This window comes from Pseudobythopirellula maris (genome assembly GCF_007859945.1).
Classification (GTDB): domain Bacteria; phylum Planctomycetota; class Planctomycetia; order Pirellulales; family Lacipirellulaceae; genus Pseudobythopirellula; species Pseudobythopirellula maris.
This window is the reverse complement of the sequence record NZ_SJPQ01000001.1, coordinates 313,371-333,934: the sequence shown is the minus strand read 5'-3', so window position 1 is coordinate 333,934 and position 20,564 is coordinate 313,371. Positions and strand designations below refer to the sequence as shown.

Below are 20,564 nucleotides of genomic sequence, written 5' to 3'. Positions count from 1 at the left end.
CAAGGCTGGACGTCCCCCCGACTTCCTTGGGGGGCGTGAGAGTCAGCGAATCAACGCGACTGGATCTAAGCGACGGGTCGGGAGGGCGGCCAAAGACCATACTTCGAATCATCGAAGGGCGATTGATCGAAGACGCGATGGCGACGTGTGCGGAGGGAAAGCCCTTGGCGGCGTCAAATCGCCGGCCAGGGCGTATTAAGGTTTGTCGTAAATGCCGTAGGCAGGGGCCGAGGTAGCTACACGGGGCGACGCCAGAGCGATTGCCCCAAACAGCCCACTACCTCGCCCTATAACCAATAGAAACGATCCTAACCGTTCGCGAGCCTTGGTCAATGAACGAGGGGATATGTAAGGCAAAATTCATCAAAAATTCGTATACCCACTACCCAGCGTTCCTGATCGCCTCGGTATAGTGAGGCTTTGAGGCGCCGCAACGCCGTCCCCGCTCTCGAGTCGATGCGGGTCTGTGCAGACCCGATTTCCTTGCTATCCCTCCTGATTGAGCTCCCCCCTCGGCTGGAGCGATCGAACCCTTGCACCCGGAAGCAGCTTGGTCACTTCTCTATTTTCAGGCCTGGCAAACCATTCGAGCGGCGCCCGGCGTAGGGCTGGCTCGTTCTGCGTAGCCATGCTGATGGTGGCTGCCTCTTTAGCTTGCGGCTCGGCTGCCCAGGCGCAGTTGCGGATCGTTACCTACAACACGCTCCAAGGCCCTCGGCCCGAACTCGAGACCGTGCTACGCGCGATCGGCGAGGAGAGCGTCGGCGGCGTCGCCAAGCCGATCGACGTGCTATTGCTCCAAGAGCAAACCGATCCGGACGAGAGCACGCAAGACATCGTCGACATGCTCAATTCGCATTACGGGGCAGGGGTGTACGCCCGCGGCGACTGGGCGGGTGCGCCTTCGAATTCGAGTATCCGCCAAGGCTTGGTCTACAACACGCTCACAGTCGAACTGATTGCCGAGCAGGGGCTTGGTGCGCCGACGACGAACCGCAACCCTCGTCAGCCGATCCGCTACCAACTCCGCCCGGTGGGCTACGACGAGACGGCCGATTTCTACGCCTACAACAGCCATTACAAAGCGGGAACCGAGGGCGCGTCGAGCAGCGGAACAACCGTAGGCGCCCGGCGTCTGTTCGAGGCGCAGCTGATCCGCGCCCACGCCGACAACCTGGGGGCCGACGCCCACCAGATTTACGCCGGCGATTTCAACATGCGCAGCAGCAACGAGGACGCGTTCCAGCACCTCCTCTCCGCCGGGCCGGCGCAGGCGCACGACCCAATCAACCAGCTCGGCACCTGGCACAACAACTCGTCCTACGCCGAGTGGCACACGCAGAGCCCGTGCGAGTTCAGTTGCAGCGGCGGCTTTGCGAGCGGCGGGATCGACGACCGCTTCGATCTCCAACTGATCACCGCCACGCTGCAAGACGACGAGGGGCTCAGCTACATCGCGGGGTCGTACCACACGTTCGGCAACAACGGCTCGACCTACAACGACGCGATCAACGTCGGCAACACGATCGACTTGGCGGCGCGGGGCGTTACGTCTTACACAACATCGCAGGTGCTCAACGCGTTGGAGGACGCCAGCGACCACTTGCCGGTCGTAGCCGATTACCAACTACCGGCGATCATGACCGCCCAGTACGCCACGGGGCACGCCCCCCGCGTGATCCGCGGCGCCTTCGGCGGGGCGGGGCAGAGCGTGGCCGTTTCGGTCGAGAACACCGCCCCGGTGGTCGCCGCGGTGGGGGCCGACGAACTCGACTACACCGTGTCGAAAACCGGCGACCTATCGGGGTCAACAGACCACACGGCGTTCGCCCTGGCGGGTCCCACGCTCCACGACGCCACGCTCACCAGCTCGGCTACCGGCTCTTACAGCGCCACGTTCGGCGTTTCCTCCGCCAGCCAAGGCGTGCAGAACGGCGAGTTCTCGCAGGTGATCGACTGGGACGTGCTCGATCCGGCGAACGCGTCGTTCTCGGCGAGCATGGATCTCGACGAGTTGACGATCGACTTCGGCCAGCGGGCGTTGGGTGAAGCGGCCGAGGTCGGTTTTGATATCTTCAACCTCGTCGCCTCGCCGGGGCTCACCGCCGGGTTGGACCTCGACCTGATCGGCATGGGCACGGGCGACACCGGCGTGTTTTCGACCGGCCTCGAAACGTTCGCCAATCTCGCCGCAGGGCTGAGCGACGGCGCCACCGCCACGCTCTCGACCGCCGCCGCCGGCCAGTTCGCCGCCAGCTACTTGCTGACGCTCTCCGACGAGGACCTCCCCGGGGCGACGCAGCAAACGCTCACACTCAGCCTCGTTGGCGAGGTGCTCGCAGGCGTTGCGGGCGACTACAACGGCAACGGCGTGGTCGACGCGGCCGACTTCACCGTGTGGCGTGACACGCTCGGGTCGCAGTCGGACCTGCGGGCCGACGGCAACGGCGACCTGATCGTCGACGAGGACGACTACGACCTATGGGTCAGCAACTTCGGCCAAACCGCCGGGTCGCCCTCGGCGGTCACGGCGCCGGAACCGGCCGCCTGGCTGCTCGCCGCCGCGGCGGTCGTCGCCGGTGGGCTGCGCCGACGCCGCCATGCCGGTTAAACTTGGTCCCATGGATCGAGACACCCTGCTGAACCTGGCCCAATCCGTGCGCGACGGCGCCCTCGCGCCCGAGACGCTCGCCGACCGACTCCTCGAAGCGAGCGAGCAAACGCGGCTTCTCGCCGGTGGCGACGTGTCGCTCGACACGGCGCGGCGCGACCGCTGCGGTTACCCCGAGGTCGTTTATGGCGAGGGCAAAACGCCCGATGCGATCGCCGCGATCATCGCCGCCCAGCAGGAGCGTGGCGAGCCGTCGCTGGTGACGCGGATCGACCCGGCGGCCGCGGCCGACCTGGAAGTGCTCTACCCGCTCGCTTGCCACAACGCGACAGCACGCACCTGGCGGCTGGCGGCCCCCGTCGGCGGCGCCGCTTGCGAACAAGAGGCGCCCCAAGGTTCGGTCGCCGTGGTGACCGCCGGCACGACCGACCTGCCGGTCGCCGAGGAGGCGGCCGAAACGCTCGTCTGGATGGGCGTTGCCGTGACTCGTATCAACGACATCGGTGTCGCCGGGCCGCAGCGGCTCGCCGAGCGGCTGCCCGAATTGCGCGACGCCGACGTGGTGATCGTCGCCGCCGGCATGGAGGGCGCCTTGCCGAGCGTCGTCGGCGGGCATGTCGCGGCGCCGGTGATCGCCGTGCCGACGAGCGTCGGCTACGGGGCGAGCTTCGGCGGCGTGACGGCGCTCTTGGGCATGCTCAACAGCTGCTCGTCGAACGTGGCGGTGGTGAACATCGACGCCGGTTTTAAGGCGGGCTACCTGGCCGGGGTGATCGCTTCGCGAGCCGCCGCGGGCCGCTGCTCCAGTGAGAAGGGCGCCGATTCGTGAAAGACGTTTCGCAAGAACCGTTGCCGCTCTTGGCGGGCCGTGGCGCCGAGAGCCACAAGGGCGACTTCGGCCGCGTGCTGCTCATTGGCGGCGCGCCGGGGATGGCGGGCTCGATCGCGATGTCGGCCCTCTCTTGCCTGCGCAGCGGCGCGGGGCTCGTGACCGTGGCGGCGCCGGCCGCGTCGGCGCCCGTGGTCGCCTCGTTCTGCCCCGTCTACATGACGGTTGCGATCGGCAAGGCGGAGGACTTTCGTGAGTCGCTCGAGGCCGCCACGGTTGTCGCCATCGGCCCCGGCCTCGGTGAGAACTGGGACACGCTCCTGCCGCTCGTGCTCGCGGCCAACAAGCCAACCGTCATCGACGCCGATGGCCTCAACGCCTTGGCACGCGGCTCGATGCTGGAGAACGTCCACGCTCGTTGCGTGCTGACCCCGCACCCGGGCGAGTACGGCCGGCTGGTGGGCGATGCGTCGCTCGCCGCAAAGGCGACCGGCGACGACGCCGAGCGGGTCGAGGCGGCCGGCGTGCTGGCTCGGCGGAGCGGCGCATCTGGCGCGGTGCTCCTCAAGGGCGCCCGCACCGTGGTTGCCGATGGCGAGCGACACGCGATCAACAAGACCGGCAACCCCGGCATGGCCACCGGCGGCTCGGGCGACGTGCTCACCGGCGTGATCGCCGGCCTGATGGCCCAGGGGCTGGGGCCGTTTGACGCGGCGCGGCTCGGCGCCCACGTCCATGGCGTGGCGGGCGACCTCGCCGCCGCGCGGCTGGGCCAGATTTCGATGATCGCCACCGATCTGATCGACGAGTTACCGCACGCTTTCCAGCGGCTGGATCCGACGCCGTTCTGAAGAACCGAGCGCTGAAGGGCGGAGGCGGAGTGCGGCCCGCTTGTGCGGCCGCTCGGCCGACGATTGACCCTGCCCGCGTCGAGAGCCGATACTCGTGGTATTGCTCCCTTGAAACCTCGTGAAAACCGCGTGCAGATCGTCCGCCACCTCGCCGAACTGCCCGAATCGCTGCGCGGCGGGGCGCTGACGATCGGCAACTTCGACGGCGTCCACCGCGGCCACGCCGAGCTGATCGCCCGGCTCGTCGACAAGGCCAAAGAGGTCGGCGGGCCGGCGCTGGTGCTCACGTTCGACCCCCACCCGGTGCGGCTGCTGCGGCCGGCCGAATGCCCGCCTCCGCTCACCTGGACCGAGCGCAAGGCCGAGCTGCTCGCCGACTTGGGGGTCGATTGCGTCATCGCCTACCCCACCGACAAGGCGCTGCTGTGCCTGTCGGCCGAGGAGTTCTTCCGTCGGATCGTTGTCGAGGCGATCGGCGCCAAGGCGATGATCGAGGGGCCTAATTTTTACTTTGGCCACAATCGCGAGGGCGACGTGCAGCTGCTGGCCGATCTGGCCGCGGGCGCCGGCATGTCGCTCGACGTGGTCCAGCCCGTCGCGCTCGACACGGGCGGTGGGGCCGAGTGGATTTCCAGCTCACGGATCCGCCGGTTGCTGCTCACCGGCGGCAAGGTCGGCCTGGCGCGCAGGATGCTCACCTCGCCTTACAAGTTGCGTGGCATGATCACCCACGGCGCCGGCCGCGGGGCCGAGCTCGGCTTCCCCACGGCGAACCTCGAGGGGATCGACACGCTGCTGCCGGCCCCCGGCGTTTACGCCGCCGCCGGCTGGGTGATGGGCCGGGCGTGGCCAGCCGCCGTGAACATCGGCTCCAACCCGACGTTCGGCGAGACGCACCCCAAGGTCGAGGCGCACCTCGTCGGCCTGCACGAGCCGCTTTACGGCAAGCTGATCGAGGTCGATTTCCTCGAGCGGCTCCGCGACGTGCGACCGTTCCCGTCGGCCGGTGCGCTCGTCGCACAGATCCGGCAAGACGCGGCCTCGGCGAAGAATATCGCCGACGCCTACCTCGATACGATCGGCGCCCTCCAAGCGGGCGCCGGCGACAACAAGCCCCAGGATTGAACCGGATGCCGCTCGATTGGACCCCGCTGAAAGAGCTGGTCGCCTCGTGCGACTCGTTCGTGCTGACCTCGCACATGCGTCCCGACTGCGACGCGATCGGCAGTGAGATCGGCTTGGCTCTCGCCCTGGAGACGCTCGGCAAGCGGGTGCGGATCGTCAACGGCGACACCACACCGCCGCACATCGCGTTCATCGATCCCCAGACAAAGGTCGAGACACTCGGCCAGGGCGTCACCCCCGAGGAGGTCCACCAGGCCGACGCCCACATCGTGCTCGACACGAGCGCTTGGGGCCAACTCGGTCCGATGGCCGATGTGCTCCGCGAGTCGGGCGCCAAGAAGCTGGTGATCGATCACCACCTGAGTGGCGACGACTTGGGCGGCGCCGTGATCAAAGACACCACGGCCGAGGCGGTCGGCCGGCTCGTGGCCGAAGCGATCGACGCTCTGGGCGTCGAGCTGACCACCGAGATGGCCAAGCCGCTGTTCGCGGCGATCGCCACCGACACCGGCTGGTTCCGCTTCTCGTCCGTCACGGCCGCCACTTACGAGACGGTCGCCCGGCTCGTCGAGGCGGGCGCCAACCCGGCGGAGACTTTCTCAACGCTGTTCGACCGCAACACGATCGAGCGCGTGTGGCTCCAGGGGCGGGTGCTGCAGAGCATCCGCACCGAGCTGGACGGACGGGTCGCCTTTGGGCACGCCACGGCCGAGGACTTCGCCGAGACCGGCGCCGCCCCGGCCGACACGGAGGACGTGGTCAACCGGTTGCTCAGCATCTCCGGCGTCGAGGTGGCGGTGCTGCTCACCTGGATGCCCGAAGACGGCAAGACGAAGGCGAGCCTGCGCAGCCGCAGCGACTTCGACGTGCGCGAGGTGGCCGAAGTCTTCGGCGGCGGCGGCCACGCCAAGGCGGCCGGCGTGCGGATCCCGGGGCCGATCCCCGAGGCCAAGGCGGCGCTGCTAGCGGAGCTTGTGAGCCGCATGGCGTAGGCGCGGCCGATCAGCTGACGCCCGCGCAACCGTTAAAGTCCGACGCCCTCTCGCGACGATAGGTAGCGATATGTGGTCTTTCTGGCCGCACATGTAGCCAGCCGAGTCGCTTCGATCGAGAAAGGGGCCCAGCCTCCGATGTGGTGCCGTCACTGCCAGCAAGAGGTCCCCGGTCTCGGCCCGCTCACGAGCGGGTCCGCTCAATGCGCCCGCTGCCGGCGTCCGATCGGCGCCGACTCGCCCGCGGTCGAGGCGACGGTCGATCCCTTCGACTCGATCGACGACCCGAAGAACGCCGAGCGGCTCGCCAAGATCGACCGCACGCTCCGCGCCGCGCACAGCCGTGTGAAGGCCGGCCCCTCGAGCGGCTCGCTGCGTTTCGACTTCGGCGACTCTCGCGAGATCCCGGGACGGAGCGACTCGCCCGACATCATCGACCGGCCCCCCGCTCAGAAGCGACGGGCCCCGGCCGCGAAAGCGGCCAAGCAGCAGGCCGGCTCTTGGGCCGTGGCCGCGTTGGGGGCGGGCTGCTTGGGCTTGGGCGTTGGCCTGATGCTCTGGTCGCAAGTCCAGGCACGGCCCGAGTTGTGGAACCCCGCCTTGGCGGCCACGCTCGTGGGGCAAGGGCTGATGATCCTCGGCCTCGTGCAGCTGGCCTCGCACCTGTGGACCAGCAGCCGCGCCGCGGCGGGCAAACTCGGCTCGATGCACGACGACCTCCGTCGCCTGCAACGCACCACCGACAGCCTGGCCGGGCGCCAGAGCGGCGGCGCCGCGGGTTTCTACGCCGATCTGGCGACGGGCGAGAGCCCCGAGCTGCTGCTGGCGAACCTCAAAGGCCAAGTCGATCAGCTCGCCGCCCGTCTGGGACGCTGCTGAGCGTCGGCGGGCGACTCTGGTCGCGGCGCCCGCGGCGCGTTGTAATCGTTTCGGCTAATAGACCGGAACCCTGCAACGCACTCGGGAGGCGTCCTCTGATGAAGCACCGTTACCTCGGCGAATCGGGCCTGTTGGTCTCGCGGGTCTGTCTCGGCACGATGACGTTCGGCACGCCGGGGTGGGGCTGCGACCAGGCGGCCGCCGACGCCATCACGGCCAGCTACCTCGACGCCGGCGGCAACTTCATCGACACCGCCGACATGTACGCCGACGGCGTGTCGGAGGAGATGCTCGCCAAATCGTTGCAGGGCCGACCACGCGACGGGCTCGTGCTCGCCACGAAGTGCTGGTTCCGCATGCCTTACCCACCGGGCGAGAAGGGGCATCCGAACGCCAAGGGGTTGTCGCGCAAGCACGTGGTCGACTCGGTCGAGAAGAGCCTCAAGCGGCTCGGCGCCGACTTTATTGACCTCTTCCAACTGCACGGCCCCGATCCCAACACGCCGATCGAAGAGACCCTGCGGGCGTGCGACGACCTCGTGCGCGCGGGCAAGGTCCGCTACCTGGGCTGCAGCAACCTCTTCGCCTGGCAGATGGTCAAGGCGAACGCGGTGGCCGAACTGCGCGGCCTCGCGCCGCTGGTCAGCTCGCAGAACCTCTACAACCTGCTGCGGCGCGACATCGAGCGCGACATCCTGCCCGCCTGCGAGGCGGAGGGCATGGGCGTGCTCTGCTGGAGCGCGAACGCCGGCGGCCTGCTCACTGGCAAGTACGACCGCAACTCGGGCCCGCCCGAGGGCTCGCGTGTTGGCATCCGCGCGAAGGTCGACCTGCCGCGCTACTGGAACGACGACAGCTTCAAGGTGATCGACGAGACCGTGGCCGTGGCCAAAGAGCTCGGCTGGAGCCCGGTGCAGGTGGCGGTCTCTTGGCTGTTGGGCGAGCGCCGCGTGACCTCGGTGATCGTTGGCGCCCGCACCGCGGAGCAGATCGCCCCGAGCCTCGCCGCCGGCGCGGAAGACCTGCCGCAAGAGCTGCGCGACCGATTGACGGACGTCGTCGGCTTCGAGCACGGCTACCCACGCGACTGGATGGAAAGCTCTTTCGCCAGCCAGACCGGCCACGAGACCATCGAGGGCGATCAAGGCTGGCCAAGCTGGGCCCCGCCGCTCGGCTGAAAATTATCTTGCAGAGCGGGGCACGCCTGCGCAGGCGTGCCCGGCATGCGATAAGATGATCACTTGGCGACGTTGCGCTGCTGCTCATCTTGTTGGTAACGCCCCCACTTCTCAACGATTTTCCCATGCTCCGACTTCTCTTAGCTGGTCTTATCGCCGCGATACTCGGGGGGCACGCCGCCGCCCAACCCGCGACTTCTCCTGAGAAGGCCGCTGATCCGGGCGTCGTGATCGTTCCCAAGCTGGAAGGGCCGCCACGAGCCAAGGCGCCCAGCGAAAAAGATTTCGCCGGCTACGCGATGGTCTACTTCAAGGACGAGACCCACGGCGCCTACCTCGCCGTGAGCCGAGACGGCTACTCGTTCACGGACGTCAATGACGGCGATCCGGTCTTCCTCGGCGAACATCTCGCCGAGCAGCACGGGGTCCGCGACCCGCACATCGCCCGCGGCCCCGACGGCGCTTTCTACCTCGCGATGACCGACCTGCACATCTACGGCGACCGCAAAGGTTTTCGGTCCGAGCGTTGGCAACGACCGGAGGACGCCTACGGCTGGGGCAACAACCGGGCGTTGGTGCTGATGAAGTCGCACGACCTCATCCACTGGACCCACGCCGTCTACCGGGTCGACTCGGCGTTTCCCGAGTTGGGCGACATCGGCTGCACGTGGGCCCCGCAGACGATCTACGACCCGGCGGAGGGCAAGATGATGGTCTACTTCACCATGCGTTTCCGCAACGGAGCGCCGAACATCTACTACGCTTACGCCAACGACGATTTCACCGCGTTCGAGTCGACGCCGCAGAGGCTCACGGACATCGATTGCATCGACGCCGACATCGCCGTTGTCGATGGCGTGTACCACATGCACTACGTCGCCGGCGGCAAGGTCTACTACGCCAAGTCAGACCGCCTCGACCAGGGCTACGTCGCCCGGCCGGGCCGGATCGACCCCGAGCGTGTCTCGACCGAAGCGCCGAACGTCTTCCGGCGTCTCGACACGGGGGCTTATGTGCTGATGTACGACGTCTACGCCGGCCGGCCGAACAACATGGGGTTCAGCGAGACGACCGACTTCGAGCACTACACGCACCTCGGCCGGTTCAATGAAGGCGTGATGAAGGGCGTCAACTTCGAGCGTCCCAAGCACGGCGCGGTGACCCACCTCACGGAGAGCGAACTCGCTGCGGTTGTAGAACACTGGGGTGTCTCCCTGAAAGCCGAATAACGCCTGCGCAGCCTCCGTATTTGCCGAGCAGCGACTCGCCTCTGGTTCGCCGCTGCCGCCGCTTGCCACGCCCCCCCAAGCAGGCTCCTCAAGGGCGGCGGAGCTATAGCCACAGGTTATCGAATCGATAGAAACTGTGCATTGGTAAGTATGGAATAACTGCCCTATACTTCGGAAGATACCCGGCGTTAGGCCGGCCCGATTCAGCAACTACCTCACTGCCCAACTGCCCAACTGCGGAGCCCCTGCATGTCGATTCGTTCGCTAACTTTGATCGCCTCCCTGATGGCGCCCGGCGTCGCCCTGGCGGCTTCGCCCGACGCCGCCGATCACGCCCCCGCCCATGAGGCCTCTCCGGCTTCCGCCGCCGCGGCCCCCGCGGCGAATCCCCACGGCGCCGCGGCGAATTGCAGCGCCTGCCCCATGGGCGGCGCTATCCACTACATCACGGCGATGCAGGCGTCGCTCGACAAGGTCTCCGCCGAGAAGGCCGAGGGCAACACGGAAGACGCCCACCCGGCCGCCGATCGCAACACCAAAGTCTTGACGATGTCGAATCAGGACTGGTGGCCGAACCGGCTGAACTTGCAGGTGTTGCACCAGAACTCGGCCAAGAGCAACCCGATGGGCGCCGACTTCGACTACGCCGAAGAGTTCGGCAAGCTCGACCTGGCGGCGCTGAAGAAGGACATCGAGGAGGTCATGACCACCTCGCAAGACTGGTGGCCGGCCGACTACGGCCACTACGGGCCGCTCTTCATCCGCATGGCGTGGCACTCGGCCGGCACCTACCGGGTGACCGACGGCCGCGGCGGGGCTTCGGACGGCACGCAGCGCTTCGCGCCGCTCAACAGCTGGCCCGACAACGCGAACCTCGACAAGGCCCGCCGCCTCCTCTGGCCGGTCAAGCAAAAGTACGGCAGCAAGATCTCGTGGGCCGACTTGATGGTGCTCACCGGCAACGTGGCGCTCGAGTCGATGGGCTTCGAGACCTTCGGCTTCGCCGGCGGCCGCGAGGACGTTTGGGAGCCGCAGCAAGACGTCTACTGGGGCCCTGAGAGCGAGTGGCTTGCCGACAAGCGTTACAAGGGCGAGCACGAGCTCGAGAACCCACTGGCCGCCGTGCAGATGGGTCTCATCTACGTCAATCCCGAGGGCCCCAACGGCAAGCCCGACCCGCTCGCCGCCGCCAAGGACATCCGCGAGACGTTCGGCCGCATGGCGATGAACGACGAGGAGACCGTGGCGCTGATCGCCGGCGGCCACACGTTCGGCAAGGCCCACGGCGCCGCCACGCCGCAGGGCAACGTCGGCCCCGAGCCCGAAGAGGCCCCGATCGAAGAGCAGGGCCTGGGCTGGGCGAACAACCACGGCACGGGCGCCGGCGGCGACACGATCACCAGCGGGCTGGAGGGCGCCTGGACCTCGACTCCGGCCGCCTGGTCGCACGGCTACTTCGACAACATGTTCGCCCACGAGTGGGAGCTGACCAAGAGCCCGGCCGGCGCCCACCAATGGACCCCCAAGGACGGCGCCGCCGACGGCACGGTGCCCGACGCCCACGACCCCAACAAGTCGCACGCCCCGATGATGTTCACAACCGACCTGGCGCTCAAGCTCGACCCGATCTACGGGCCGATCTCCAAGCGTTTCCACGAGCACCCGGAGGAGTTTGAGCTCGCCTTCGCCAAGGCGTGGTACAAGCTCACCCACCGCGACATGGGTCCCTACTCCCGCTGCCTCGGCCCGGAGGTTCCCGAGCCGCAAGTGTGGCAAGACCCCGTGCCCGCGGCCGATTACGAGCAGATCGACGACGCCGACGTGGCCGACCTGAAGGCCAAGCTCCTCGATTCGGGCCTCTCGGCTTCCGAGCTGGTCTCGACCGCATGGGCCTCGGCGGCGTCGTTCCGTGGCTCCGACAACCGCGGCGGGGCGAACGGCGCCCGACTGCGTCTCGCGCCGCAGAAGGACTGGGAGGTCAACGAGCCGGAGCAACTGGCCAAGGTGCTCTCCAAGCTCGAGGAGATCCAGAAGGATTTCAACGAGGCCCAGAGCAATGAGGCCCAGGGCGGCGACAAGCAAGTCTCGCTCGCCGACCTGATCGTGCTCGGCGGCGCCGCCGCCATCGAAGAGGCGGCCAAGAAGGCTGGACTCGATGTCTCGGTCCCGTTCGCTCCCGGCCGCACCGACGCGTCGCAGGAGATGACCGACGCCGACTCCTTCGCCCCGCTCGAGCCGACCGCCGACGGATTCCGCAATTACCTCGCCGGCGACTACGACCGCTCGGCGGAGGAGCTGCTGGTCGACCGGGCGCAGCTGCTGAACCTCACCGCCCCCGAGATGACGGTGCTGGTCGGCGGCCTGCGGGCGCTCGGCGCCAACCACGGCGGCGCCCAGCACGGCGTGCTGACCGACAAGCCGGGCGAGCTCACGAACGACTTCTTCGTGAATCTGCTCGACATGGGTACCGAGTGGAAGCCGGCTGACGATGAGGGCGTGTACGAGGGCCTTGACCGCAAGTCGGGCGACGCCCGCTGGACCGGCACGCGGGTCGACCTGGTGTTCGGCTCGAACTCGCAGCTGCGGGCGATCGCCGAGGCTTACGCCACCGACGACGCGAAGCAGAAGTTCGTTGACGACTTCGTCGCGGCTTGGGTCAAGGTGATGCGGCTCGACCGCTTCGACCTGGACCGCGCCGCTGGCGAAGCTTCGGGCCCGGTGGCGGCTCGCTGACCCGCGAGACTCGGCGCCGCGACTCTCGTCGCTCTGAAAATACGTACGGGACCGAGTGTCCCGTCACTCACCCACCGCACGGCGCCCCCCCGCCGTGCGGTGGGTTTTTTCGTACCGCGCCAGAGCCGCGATCTCGAACGGTTTGCTCAGCTCAGAGAATCGGCAGGAGCCACTTGATCCAAGACGTGCACGGGCACGCAAAACTGCGCCCAGAAGTGAGGCATCGCATCGACCGTCAGACGCCACTGGACACGTTGGAGATCGTTGGTGGGCGGCGCAGTCGCGTCAATGTCGAAGTGAATCGGTATGCGAGCGCCGTTTCAGTATGCGATGAATCGTGTGAGGCGTGAGTGGATCTGATCGGCTTTGTCTGAACGAAATAGCAACCTCACCCAAACGCAGGTCAGCGCGCCGAGTGGTTGACGCACGCCGGACCGTTCTCGACTGTAGTCGCGATTCAGCATAATGTCGGGATCGCGGAGCGACACGAGCCGATCGACCGGCTGTTCTGCACCTGTAGCCCCTTGCTGGGAACGACGGGATTGGAGACGACGGGGCCGGGGGGCGCCATGGCGGGTTCAATTACTAGGATCCTACGGTCACGATCGATTACAATAGGCGAGTCCCTCGCAACAGCGACACGGGTCTCACAAGACAATCTTTTCCCGCCATAGATTTTCCCCGCGCCCCCAGCGTCGGCGAGCTTCGCGTCAGTTCTCAAGACGAACATGCCCCAGCACCATCCCCGTCCGCGTCGCCGTTTCGGTATTGAGTCGTTGGAGCCGCGTCAGATGCTCACGGCTTCGAACCTGTTGATCACCGAGCTGATGGCGACCAACGTCTCGACGCTGCCGAGTGGCGACGGCGAGTACGAAGACTGGGTCGAGATCCACAACGCCGGCGAAGCCTCGGCCGAGCTTAGCAACCACTACCTGACAGACGATCTCGGCGACCCGACGAAGTGGGCGTTGCCCGCCGTTGTGCTGCCAGCGGGTGGCTACCTGGTCGTGTTCGCGTCGGCGCCGGTCGATTACGAGGGAATCCCGATCGTCGATAAGCAGGACGGCGGCGGGTACTACCACACGAACTTCAAGCTCAGCTCCGGGGGCGAAGAGCTAGCCCTCGTCTACGAAGACCCCACAACGCTCGCCGTTACGCTCGTCCACCAGTTCGCTCCCGAGTTCCCTGAGCAGTTTCCCGATGTCTCCTACGGACTGGCCAGCGATGGCGAGCCGCGGTACTTCGACGCTCCCACCCCCGGCGGCCCGAACGGCGCGGGCCTGATGGGCGTGGTCGGGGACACCCGGTTCAGCGTCGACCGCGGCTTCTACGACGCACCGTTCGAGGTGGAGATCAGCAGCGACACGCCCCTGGCGTCGATCTACTACACAACCGATGGCTCGGCCCCCGGTCCGATGAACGGCACACTGTACAGCGGCGCCCTGACAATCGATCAGACGACGGTGCTCCGCGCGGTCGCTACCAAGATCGACTACTTGGCGACAAACGTCGACACCCAGACTTACCTATTCATGCATGATGTCTTGCGTCAGGACGGGACGGCGGCGTACGAGGCCGGATTTCCGGGTCGAGAGGGCTACGAGGCGGAACTCTACGGACTCGACTCCGAAGTGGTCGGCCAATTCGATGAAGACGGCGTCCCGATCGGTGGCGACAACTACGGCGGCCAGTACGCGGCTCTGCTCGAGGAGGGACTGCTGTCGATTCCCTCGATCTCGATTGTGGCGGATATCGACGACCTGTTTGGCGACTCTGGCATCTATGACAACCCCTCCGGGCGAGGCCCTGGATGGGAGCGGCCCGCGTCGGTCGAGTGGATCACGGCCGATGGGTACCAGGAGTTTCAAGAGAACGCGGGCCTTCGCATCCAGGGCGGATACTTCCGCAGATCCGAGAAGCGATCTTTCCGCCTGTTATTCAAGAGCGAGTATGGCGCCGCTGAGCTTCAGTACCCACTCTTCGATGACGCGACCGATTCCTACAACACCCTCGTGCTGCGGGCGGGCGGCAACGATGGCTACTCGTGGGGCAGCGCTCGCTACACGGAGCAGTTCACCCGCGACGAGTTCGGGCGCAGCCTGCAGAACGCGGCGGGACGGCCTAGTGCGCATGGCGATTTCGCCCACCTCTACATCAATGGAGTCTATTGGGGTTTGTACAACCCGACCGAACGCCCCGACGCCGCGTTCGCCGCCGAGTACTTCGGCGGCGAACCGGAGAACTGGGACTCGATGCATGCCGATGAGGTGTCGGAGGGCGATCACCTCGCCTGGGTCGCAATGCGAGACAAAACGGAAGCAGCCGGTTCTTCTCTCCAAGCCTACCTAGAACTTCAGGGGCTAGGGCCGGACGGCGAGCCCAGCGGGGTGGCGCCCCTGCTGAACGTTGAGAGCTACATCGACTACATCGCCATCAATGTGTGGGGCGGAAACGCGGATTGGCCCTTCAAGAACTGGTGGGCCGGCCGGGACCGCATCGACGCTACCACCACCGGCTTCGAGTTCTTTAACTGGGACTTCGAAAACACGATGGGCAATGATCGCTACCGCTCTCCACTGGATGCGGTGACGCTCAATCAGCCCTTCACGAGTGCGGGCCAGCCCCACCAGAACTTGCAGGCCAACCCCGAATACCGCATCGCATTCGCTGACCACGTGCACAAGTTTTTCTTCAACGACGGCTTGCTCACTCCCGACAAACTCATCGAGCGATACCAGCAATTGGCGGATAAGGTCGAGCTCGCCGTCGTCGGCGAGTCTGCCCGTTGGGGCGACATCATACACAGCACACCGCTGACCCAGGGCGACTGGCTCGCCGAGCGTGACTGGATCCTCAACGAGTACCTGCCGAATCGCGGCGGCTACGTGATGAACGAATTCAAGGCTTACGGGCTGTACCCGGACGCCGTGGCGCCGGTGTTCAGCCAGCACGGCGGGCCGATTGCTCCCGGCTTTGAGCTCTCTGTTTCCGCACCCACCGGCCAGGTGTGGTACACCCTCGACGGCTCCGATCCCCGCCAGATCGGCGGCGAGATCAACCCGAACGCGATACTACACCAGGGCGGCCTGATCGCAGTCGCTCCGGGCACGACGGTCCGCGCTCGCGTGCTCGACAACGGCGAGTGGTCTGCGCTCAATGAGGCCGAGTTCACCTCCGCCGAAATGGGCGACCCCGCCGCGCTGCGCGTCGTCGAGTTGCAGTACCACCCCGCCGATTTCGAAGGGATCCCGGACGACGAGGACCTCGAGTACCTCGAAATCCTCAACATTGGCGCGGCGCCGGTGAGCCTCGACGGCGTGCAGATCGCCGGCTTCGCCAGCGAGGCTTACTCGCTGGACGACGGCCTCACGCTCGGCGCCGGCGAGCGGATCGTCGTGGCCCGCAACACGGCCGCCTTCGAGTCGGTTTACGGCGCGGGGATCAACCTCGCCCCGACCGGCTTCGGCGACCGTAACCTCAGCAACGGCGGCGAAACGGTCACGCTCCTCGGGCCCACGGGTCAGCTCCTCCACACCTTCAGCTACAGCGACGACGCCCCATGGCCGACCACGCCCGACGGCGACGGGCCGTCGCTCGAGATCGTCGACCCGCTAGGCGACGCGAGCGACCCGAGCAACTGGCGCGCGAGCATCTACCCCTTCGGCTCGCCGGGCGACGCGGGCCTGCCGATCGCCGGCGACTACGACGCCAGCGGCGTCGTCGACACGGACGACTACCAGGCGTGGGTCGCCGCCTTCGGCGATGCGGTGGCGGCCCCCGGCTTCGGCGCCGACGGCAACCACAACGGCGTCGTCGACGCCGCCGACTTCACCGTGTGGCGGGACCGACTCGGCGACACGACCACGCTCTACGGCGTGGCGGCGATCGCGCCGGTCGTGTCGCTCGCCGCCGCCAACTCGTCTCCCATGGACGCCGCGTCGCAGGCCGTCGATACGCGCGCACGGCAAGCCGTGTTCGCCCTGTTGAGCGATTCATCGTTCAGCGAAGCCGCCTACGAGGCGCCGCCCCAAACGCCGGCGCCGGCGACCGCCTCAGACGCGGGCCTGCTGCTGCTCTACGACGCGGCGCCCCCCGCCGTGCGTGAAGTCGCCGAGCTGCTAAGAGGCTCCGTCCAAGACAAGGGCGAGGAGGAAGCGGCACCCGAGTTGGTGCGAACGGTGGGAGACGATCGCTTCGGGGTGTGATCTACTCCAGGGCGGGGAGGTTTTTGTCGAGGCTAACCGCTGCTTCATGGTCTCAAAGGCTCAGCGCTTCAGCGCTCGCCAGGTGGCCCTTCTCGGCCGACGCGCCGCCGATCACGAGCATCTGCTTGCCGGCGCCCGGCGCCAGGCGGTGGAAGAATCGCGGCGTGGCTAGCTCGCCGGCGTTGGTCCACTCGGCGCCGTCATCCGAGAGCTGGTAGAGCACGCCTTCGAAGCCGCTGGCGTAGAGCTTGCCGCCGTGGTTCCAGGCCGACACGCCGAAGCCGCTCATCCCCTCGCCGGGGAAGTCGGCCAGCGTGGTCCACTCGCCGCTAGCGGGGTCGTAGCAGTTGACCTCTTGCGAGATGCCGTGGCTCGACTCCATGCCGCCGATCGCCAGCAGCTTGCCGTTCCACTCGCCCGCGGCCAAGGCGCGACGCTCGAACGGCTGGTCGATCGCCGTCCAACCGGCGCCGGGGTCGGCGAAGTCGTAGACGTGGACCTTGTCGATCCACTCGCTTCCCTCGTCGCCCTGGAGCGTCCAACCGCCGACGGCGTAGAGCTTGTCGCCGATCACCACGGCGTCGTGCGAAGAGCGGGCCAGCGGCAGCGGCTCGAGGTCGGTCCAGCGACGCGTCTCGGGGTCGTACTCGCTGAAGGCCGCCTGCGAGTGCAGGTCTTCGTCTTCGTCGAGCAGGTTGTGCGCGAGCAGCCCGCCGACGCGGTAGAGCTTGCCGCCGTGGGACACCAACGGCAGTCCTTGCAGCGGGAGGCCCATCGGCAGCTCCTCCCACGAGTCGAGATCGCCGCCCACGCGGGTGCGAACAAATCGCGTCGACAGGTTCGCCCGCGAGTGGTCGTGGGCCGTGCCGGTGTGGCCGCTGTAGACGTAGACCCAGCCGTCCGCCACCGCGGCGCCGAAGCTCGAGACCGCCTCGGGCAGCTCGGGCAAGAACGACGCCTCGTCCTCTTCGTCGGGCGAAGCATCGTCCGACGATTCTTGTTTGGTCTCGCCCTTGCTGAAGGTGAGCGTGAGGAAGTTCGAGGCGCTGGTGTACTCCTCGCCGTCGATCTCGCCCTTGGCGTCGTCGTCGGTGTGGCCGATCAGCACGCCGCACAGGCCCTCGGCCGGCGGGTCGAACTCGGCGGCGCCGTCAATGTTGGTTGTCGCTTCCACAGGCTCAGCGCCGGCGGCGAGCAGCGTCACGGTGCTCTCGGGCAGCGGCTGGCCGTTCCAGCGGACCGCCACGCGGAGCTTGCCGTCGGACATCACCGCCGTGGCGGAGAGGCCCTCTTCGCTCGTCGAGGAAGCCAGGCCCTCGGCCGTGGCGGCGTAGCGGGCGGAGTAGGTCAGCAGCGTGCCGTGGTAGTTGCCGTACACGAAGTCGGTCGACAGCGTGGCGCCGGCGGCGAGCGGCTCGGCCGATCGGCAGCCGACAAAGCCCTCTTCGTCCACCTCGCTCAGCTCGACGCGCGCCGGCCCGGCGCCATCGACCGTGGCGAAGACCTCGGCCTCGGCCACGCTCTCGGGCAGGTGGTAGTCGCGCTCGGCGGGGCTCTCGTTGAAGAACAGCAAGGCGCGGCCCTCGTCGTCGGTGGCGAGCCAGGCGAAATGGGCCCAGGCGGGGGCGGCCAGCAGCAGGAGGACGGCCAGCGAGCAAACCAGTGAGCTAACGAATCGGGTCTTCACGTGAAAAATCCTTGCGTAACCACTGGCGCCGCCGTGCATAACGAGCGACGCAGCGGGAGAATGGGAGATAGCCTGGGTGGTGAGCCTGGGTGCAAGAGACTAATAGCTATCGGCGACCACTTCGCCACCGTTGCGAGTGACGAGCGCTTTACGCGTTTCGAGGTCGATTCCGTCGCGGAGGAACCGCACCGAGCCGTCCAGGAACACGAAATTGACCCCGCCGGGATGATCGCTGCGGTAGGTGCGAGTGGCTTGGGAGGAGACGGATTTGTATTCTTCTTCGCTGAGCTGGGAGTTGTTGAACAAGTCGACGTCCGAGTACTGCGGGGCTAGCGTGGCCATCTGCCCCCAGGCGAGATTCGGATAGCCCTCCGCCCAGGCGAAGGTATACAACGTGCCGGCCTTGGCCGGCGTAAGCCCCGGCGCCGATTCGTACGGCTCGTAGGCGTAGTTGATCTCGCCCGCCAGCAGCGTCTTTGACGTGCCGTCGGTGATCTTCGCCAGGTCCAAGTCGTAGCGGCCCGACTTGGGGAGGTGATCGAAGGCGCCATCGTTGACGGTTTCGCCGACAGAGTACTCAAAGAAATTGTAGATGTCGGTCTGCACCGAGATCAGGTAGCTGCCCGGTCCCAGGGGACGCTCGCCCGAGTCGGGAGTTTTGGTCGGCAAACGCATCGACGGGCAGAGGTAGGCCGAGATCGTCGAAGTCGTGACCGGCGTGTTCGATGGGTCGCTGATCGTCTTCGTCAGGTCGTAACCGGCGAACAGATTCCCCTCTTCCAAGTAGGGCAGCAGCAGCACCAAGGCGCCCCCCAGCCGTTCGCGGTAGTGGCCTTGATCGGAGACTTTAGGCGGGGGAAGGTGGCGGTTGACGTCGTGGTAGTTGAGCGAGGCCAGGCCGATCTGGCGGATGTTGTTGCGGCAGCTGCAGCGGCGGGCCGCCTCGCGGGCCGACTGCACGGCCGGCAGCAGCAGCGACACCAGGATGCCGATGATCGCGATCACGACCAGGAGCTCCACGAGCGTGAAACCGGTCGGTCGGCCAGCAGGCCGCGCTGCTCGAACACGGCTGCGGCTGCGCGAAGCACCCATCAGGACCAGAGCTCCCGCCAGCAAGCCCAACGACGCCGGCTCGGGAACACTCATAGCGGGCGCCACAGCGGGCGGCAGGTTGTCACGCCACAAGGTGAAGTCGGCCGCGTCGACCACGCCGTCGGCGTTGCCGTCGGCGCCGTCGCCCGCGGTGGCCACGAGGTCCCCGAAGGCTTCGACCCACGCATCATAGTCGTTCATGTCCACAAAGCCGTTGCGGTCGTAGTCGCCTGGCGGGAAGCTCTCCACGATGTCGTAGGCGATCGACAACGACGCCGCCTCGAAACCGGGAAACTGCGAGCCTTCCTTCATGAACCAGCGTGCGAACACGCCGTCTTGCGACTGGGTGGTTTGGTGAAGGGACGAGACGAAGAACCCCAACGCTCCTTGCGCGAGACCCGATTGCAAGTAGTCCACCACGCCCGGCTGTCCGAGATCGATCTCGAACGAGAACGTGGTGTTCGACGGCACCACCGCGCCCGGGCTGAGGCTCGTCTGACCAACGGCCCACGGCACGGCGTCGAACGCCTCGGTGTGGTTGTCGGGCTCGGTGGCGCTGAATCCGCCCGAGGGGCTGTTCGACACGTCGACCAACTCGCCGGTGGTCGGGTCGCCCACCACCGGGTAGATCGCGTAGCCGCCGTCCTCGGCGCTGAAGGGCGCCGTGGCCTCGCTGAACAAAGCCCCGCTGTTGTTCTCGCCCAAAGCGAGGGCGTCGTATTCCCGCAGCCCCGCGCCGAACAGCTCGATCGGCTGGCGCCCGTCGACGCCGCCGTTGATAAAATCGCTCAGGTAGTCGTCGATCGACACGTGGTTGGGCTCGTAGAGCATCGGGTCGTCGCCCGCCGGGAACAGTCTCGCCGTGAACGTGAGCGACTCGATCTGGTACTGGTTTGCCGGCAGCCCGGTAGGGATCTCCTCGGACGTGTCGAACGCCGCCATGATCTGCCCCAGCCGCGCCGAGTTGATCTGGTCCCCCTCGACGAACGCCCCCTCGGAAACCATGAACTGATTGGCGAACGACGATCCCAGCGGTCGCGAACCGGGCGAGCCGAGCGGACCGTAGATCGCGGTGTCGAGGGCGGGCTGGCTCCAAGAAGCCGTGTCGCCCCACAGAACGCCTGGCTCAACCGCCAGCGACAACACAAACAAG

At 67.0% G+C, this 20,564-nt stretch carries 12 protein-coding genes; 10 read left to right on the top strand and 2 right to left on the bottom strand.

The window, feature by feature from the left end:
- The first annotated feature begins 637 nt into the window (after positions 1-637).
- The 10 genes from Mal64_RS01215 (at position 638) to Mal64_RS01175 (ending at position 16,632) form a co-directional block, all read left to right on the top strand.
- Entirely contained in the window at positions 638-2,611 is a 1,974-nt protein-coding gene (locus tag Mal64_RS01215; RefSeq protein WP_146395902.1) for a hypothetical protein, read from the top strand.
- Positions 2,612-2,621: 10 nt separating this feature from the next.
- Positions 2,622-3,440, top strand: coding sequence for a nickel pincer cofactor biosynthesis protein LarB (gene larB / locus Mal64_RS01210; RefSeq protein ID WP_146395900.1), 819 nt, complete (start codon positions 2,622-2,624; stop codon positions 3,438-3,440).
- Positions 3,437-4,291 carry an NAD(P)H-hydrate dehydratase gene (locus Mal64_RS01205; RefSeq protein ID WP_197525327.1) on the top strand — a complete coding sequence of 285 codons (855 nt, stop codon included), beginning with the start codon at positions 3,437-3,439 and terminating at the stop codon, positions 4,289-4,291. Before larB ends, Mal64_RS01205 begins: the two co-directional genes overlap by 4 nt.
- Before the next feature lie 108 nt (positions 4,292-4,399).
- Positions 4,400-5,416 carry a bifunctional riboflavin kinase/FAD synthetase gene (locus tag Mal64_RS01200; RefSeq protein WP_231993546.1) on the top strand — a complete coding sequence of 339 codons (1,017 nt, stop codon included), beginning with the start codon at positions 4,400-4,402 and terminating at the stop codon, positions 5,414-5,416.
- A 5-nt stretch (positions 5,417-5,421) separates the two neighbouring features.
- Positions 5,422-6,408, top strand: coding sequence for a DHH family phosphoesterase (locus Mal64_RS01195; protein ID WP_146395898.1), 987 nt, complete (start codon positions 5,422-5,424; stop codon positions 6,406-6,408).
- Positions 6,409-6,546: 138 nt separating this feature from the next.
- Positions 6,547-7,287, top strand: coding sequence for a hypothetical protein (locus Mal64_RS19570; RefSeq protein WP_197525326.1), 741 nt, complete (start codon positions 6,547-6,549; stop codon positions 7,285-7,287).
- A 98-nt stretch (positions 7,288-7,385) separates the two neighbouring features.
- A complete protein-coding gene (locus Mal64_RS19565; protein ID WP_197525325.1) occupies positions 7,386-8,465 on the top strand; it encodes an aldo/keto reductase in 1,080 nt (359 codons plus the stop codon).
- Between the two features lie 125 nt (positions 8,466-8,590).
- Positions 8,591-9,694, top strand: a complete 1,104-nt coding sequence (locus Mal64_RS01185) for a glycoside hydrolase family 43 protein (RefSeq protein ID WP_146395894.1) — start codon at positions 8,591-8,593, stop codon at positions 9,692-9,694.
- Between the two features lie 249 nt (positions 9,695-9,943).
- On the top strand, positions 9,944-12,427 hold the full coding sequence (katG, locus tag Mal64_RS01180; RefSeq protein ID WP_315852741.1) for a catalase/peroxidase HPI: 2,484 nt from the start codon (positions 9,944-9,946) through the stop codon (positions 12,425-12,427).
- 791 nt (positions 12,428-13,218) lie between these two features.
- Complete coding sequence (locus Mal64_RS01175; protein WP_197525324.1) at positions 13,219-16,632, top strand: CotH kinase family protein; 3,414 nt, start codon at positions 13,219-13,221, stop codon at positions 16,630-16,632.
- A 52-nt stretch (positions 16,633-16,684) separates the two neighbouring features.
- Here the strand turns inward: Mal64_RS01175 and Mal64_RS01170 are convergent, their stop codons facing one another.
- Together Mal64_RS01170 and Mal64_RS01165 are read right to left on the bottom strand one after the other, a co-directional pair.
- Positions 16,685-18,319: a hypothetical protein gene (locus tag Mal64_RS01170; protein ID WP_146395889.1), complete on the bottom strand. Its 1,635-nt coding sequence runs from the start codon at positions 18,317-18,319 to the stop codon at positions 16,685-16,687.
- Positions 18,320-18,418: 99 nt separating this feature from the next.
- Positions 18,419-20,557 carry a DUF1559 family PulG-like putative transporter gene (locus tag Mal64_RS01165; RefSeq protein ID WP_231993614.1) on the bottom strand — a complete coding sequence of 713 codons (2,139 nt, stop codon included), beginning with the start codon at positions 20,555-20,557 and terminating at the stop codon, positions 18,419-18,421.
- Between the last annotated feature and the right edge of the window lie 7 nt (positions 20,558-20,564).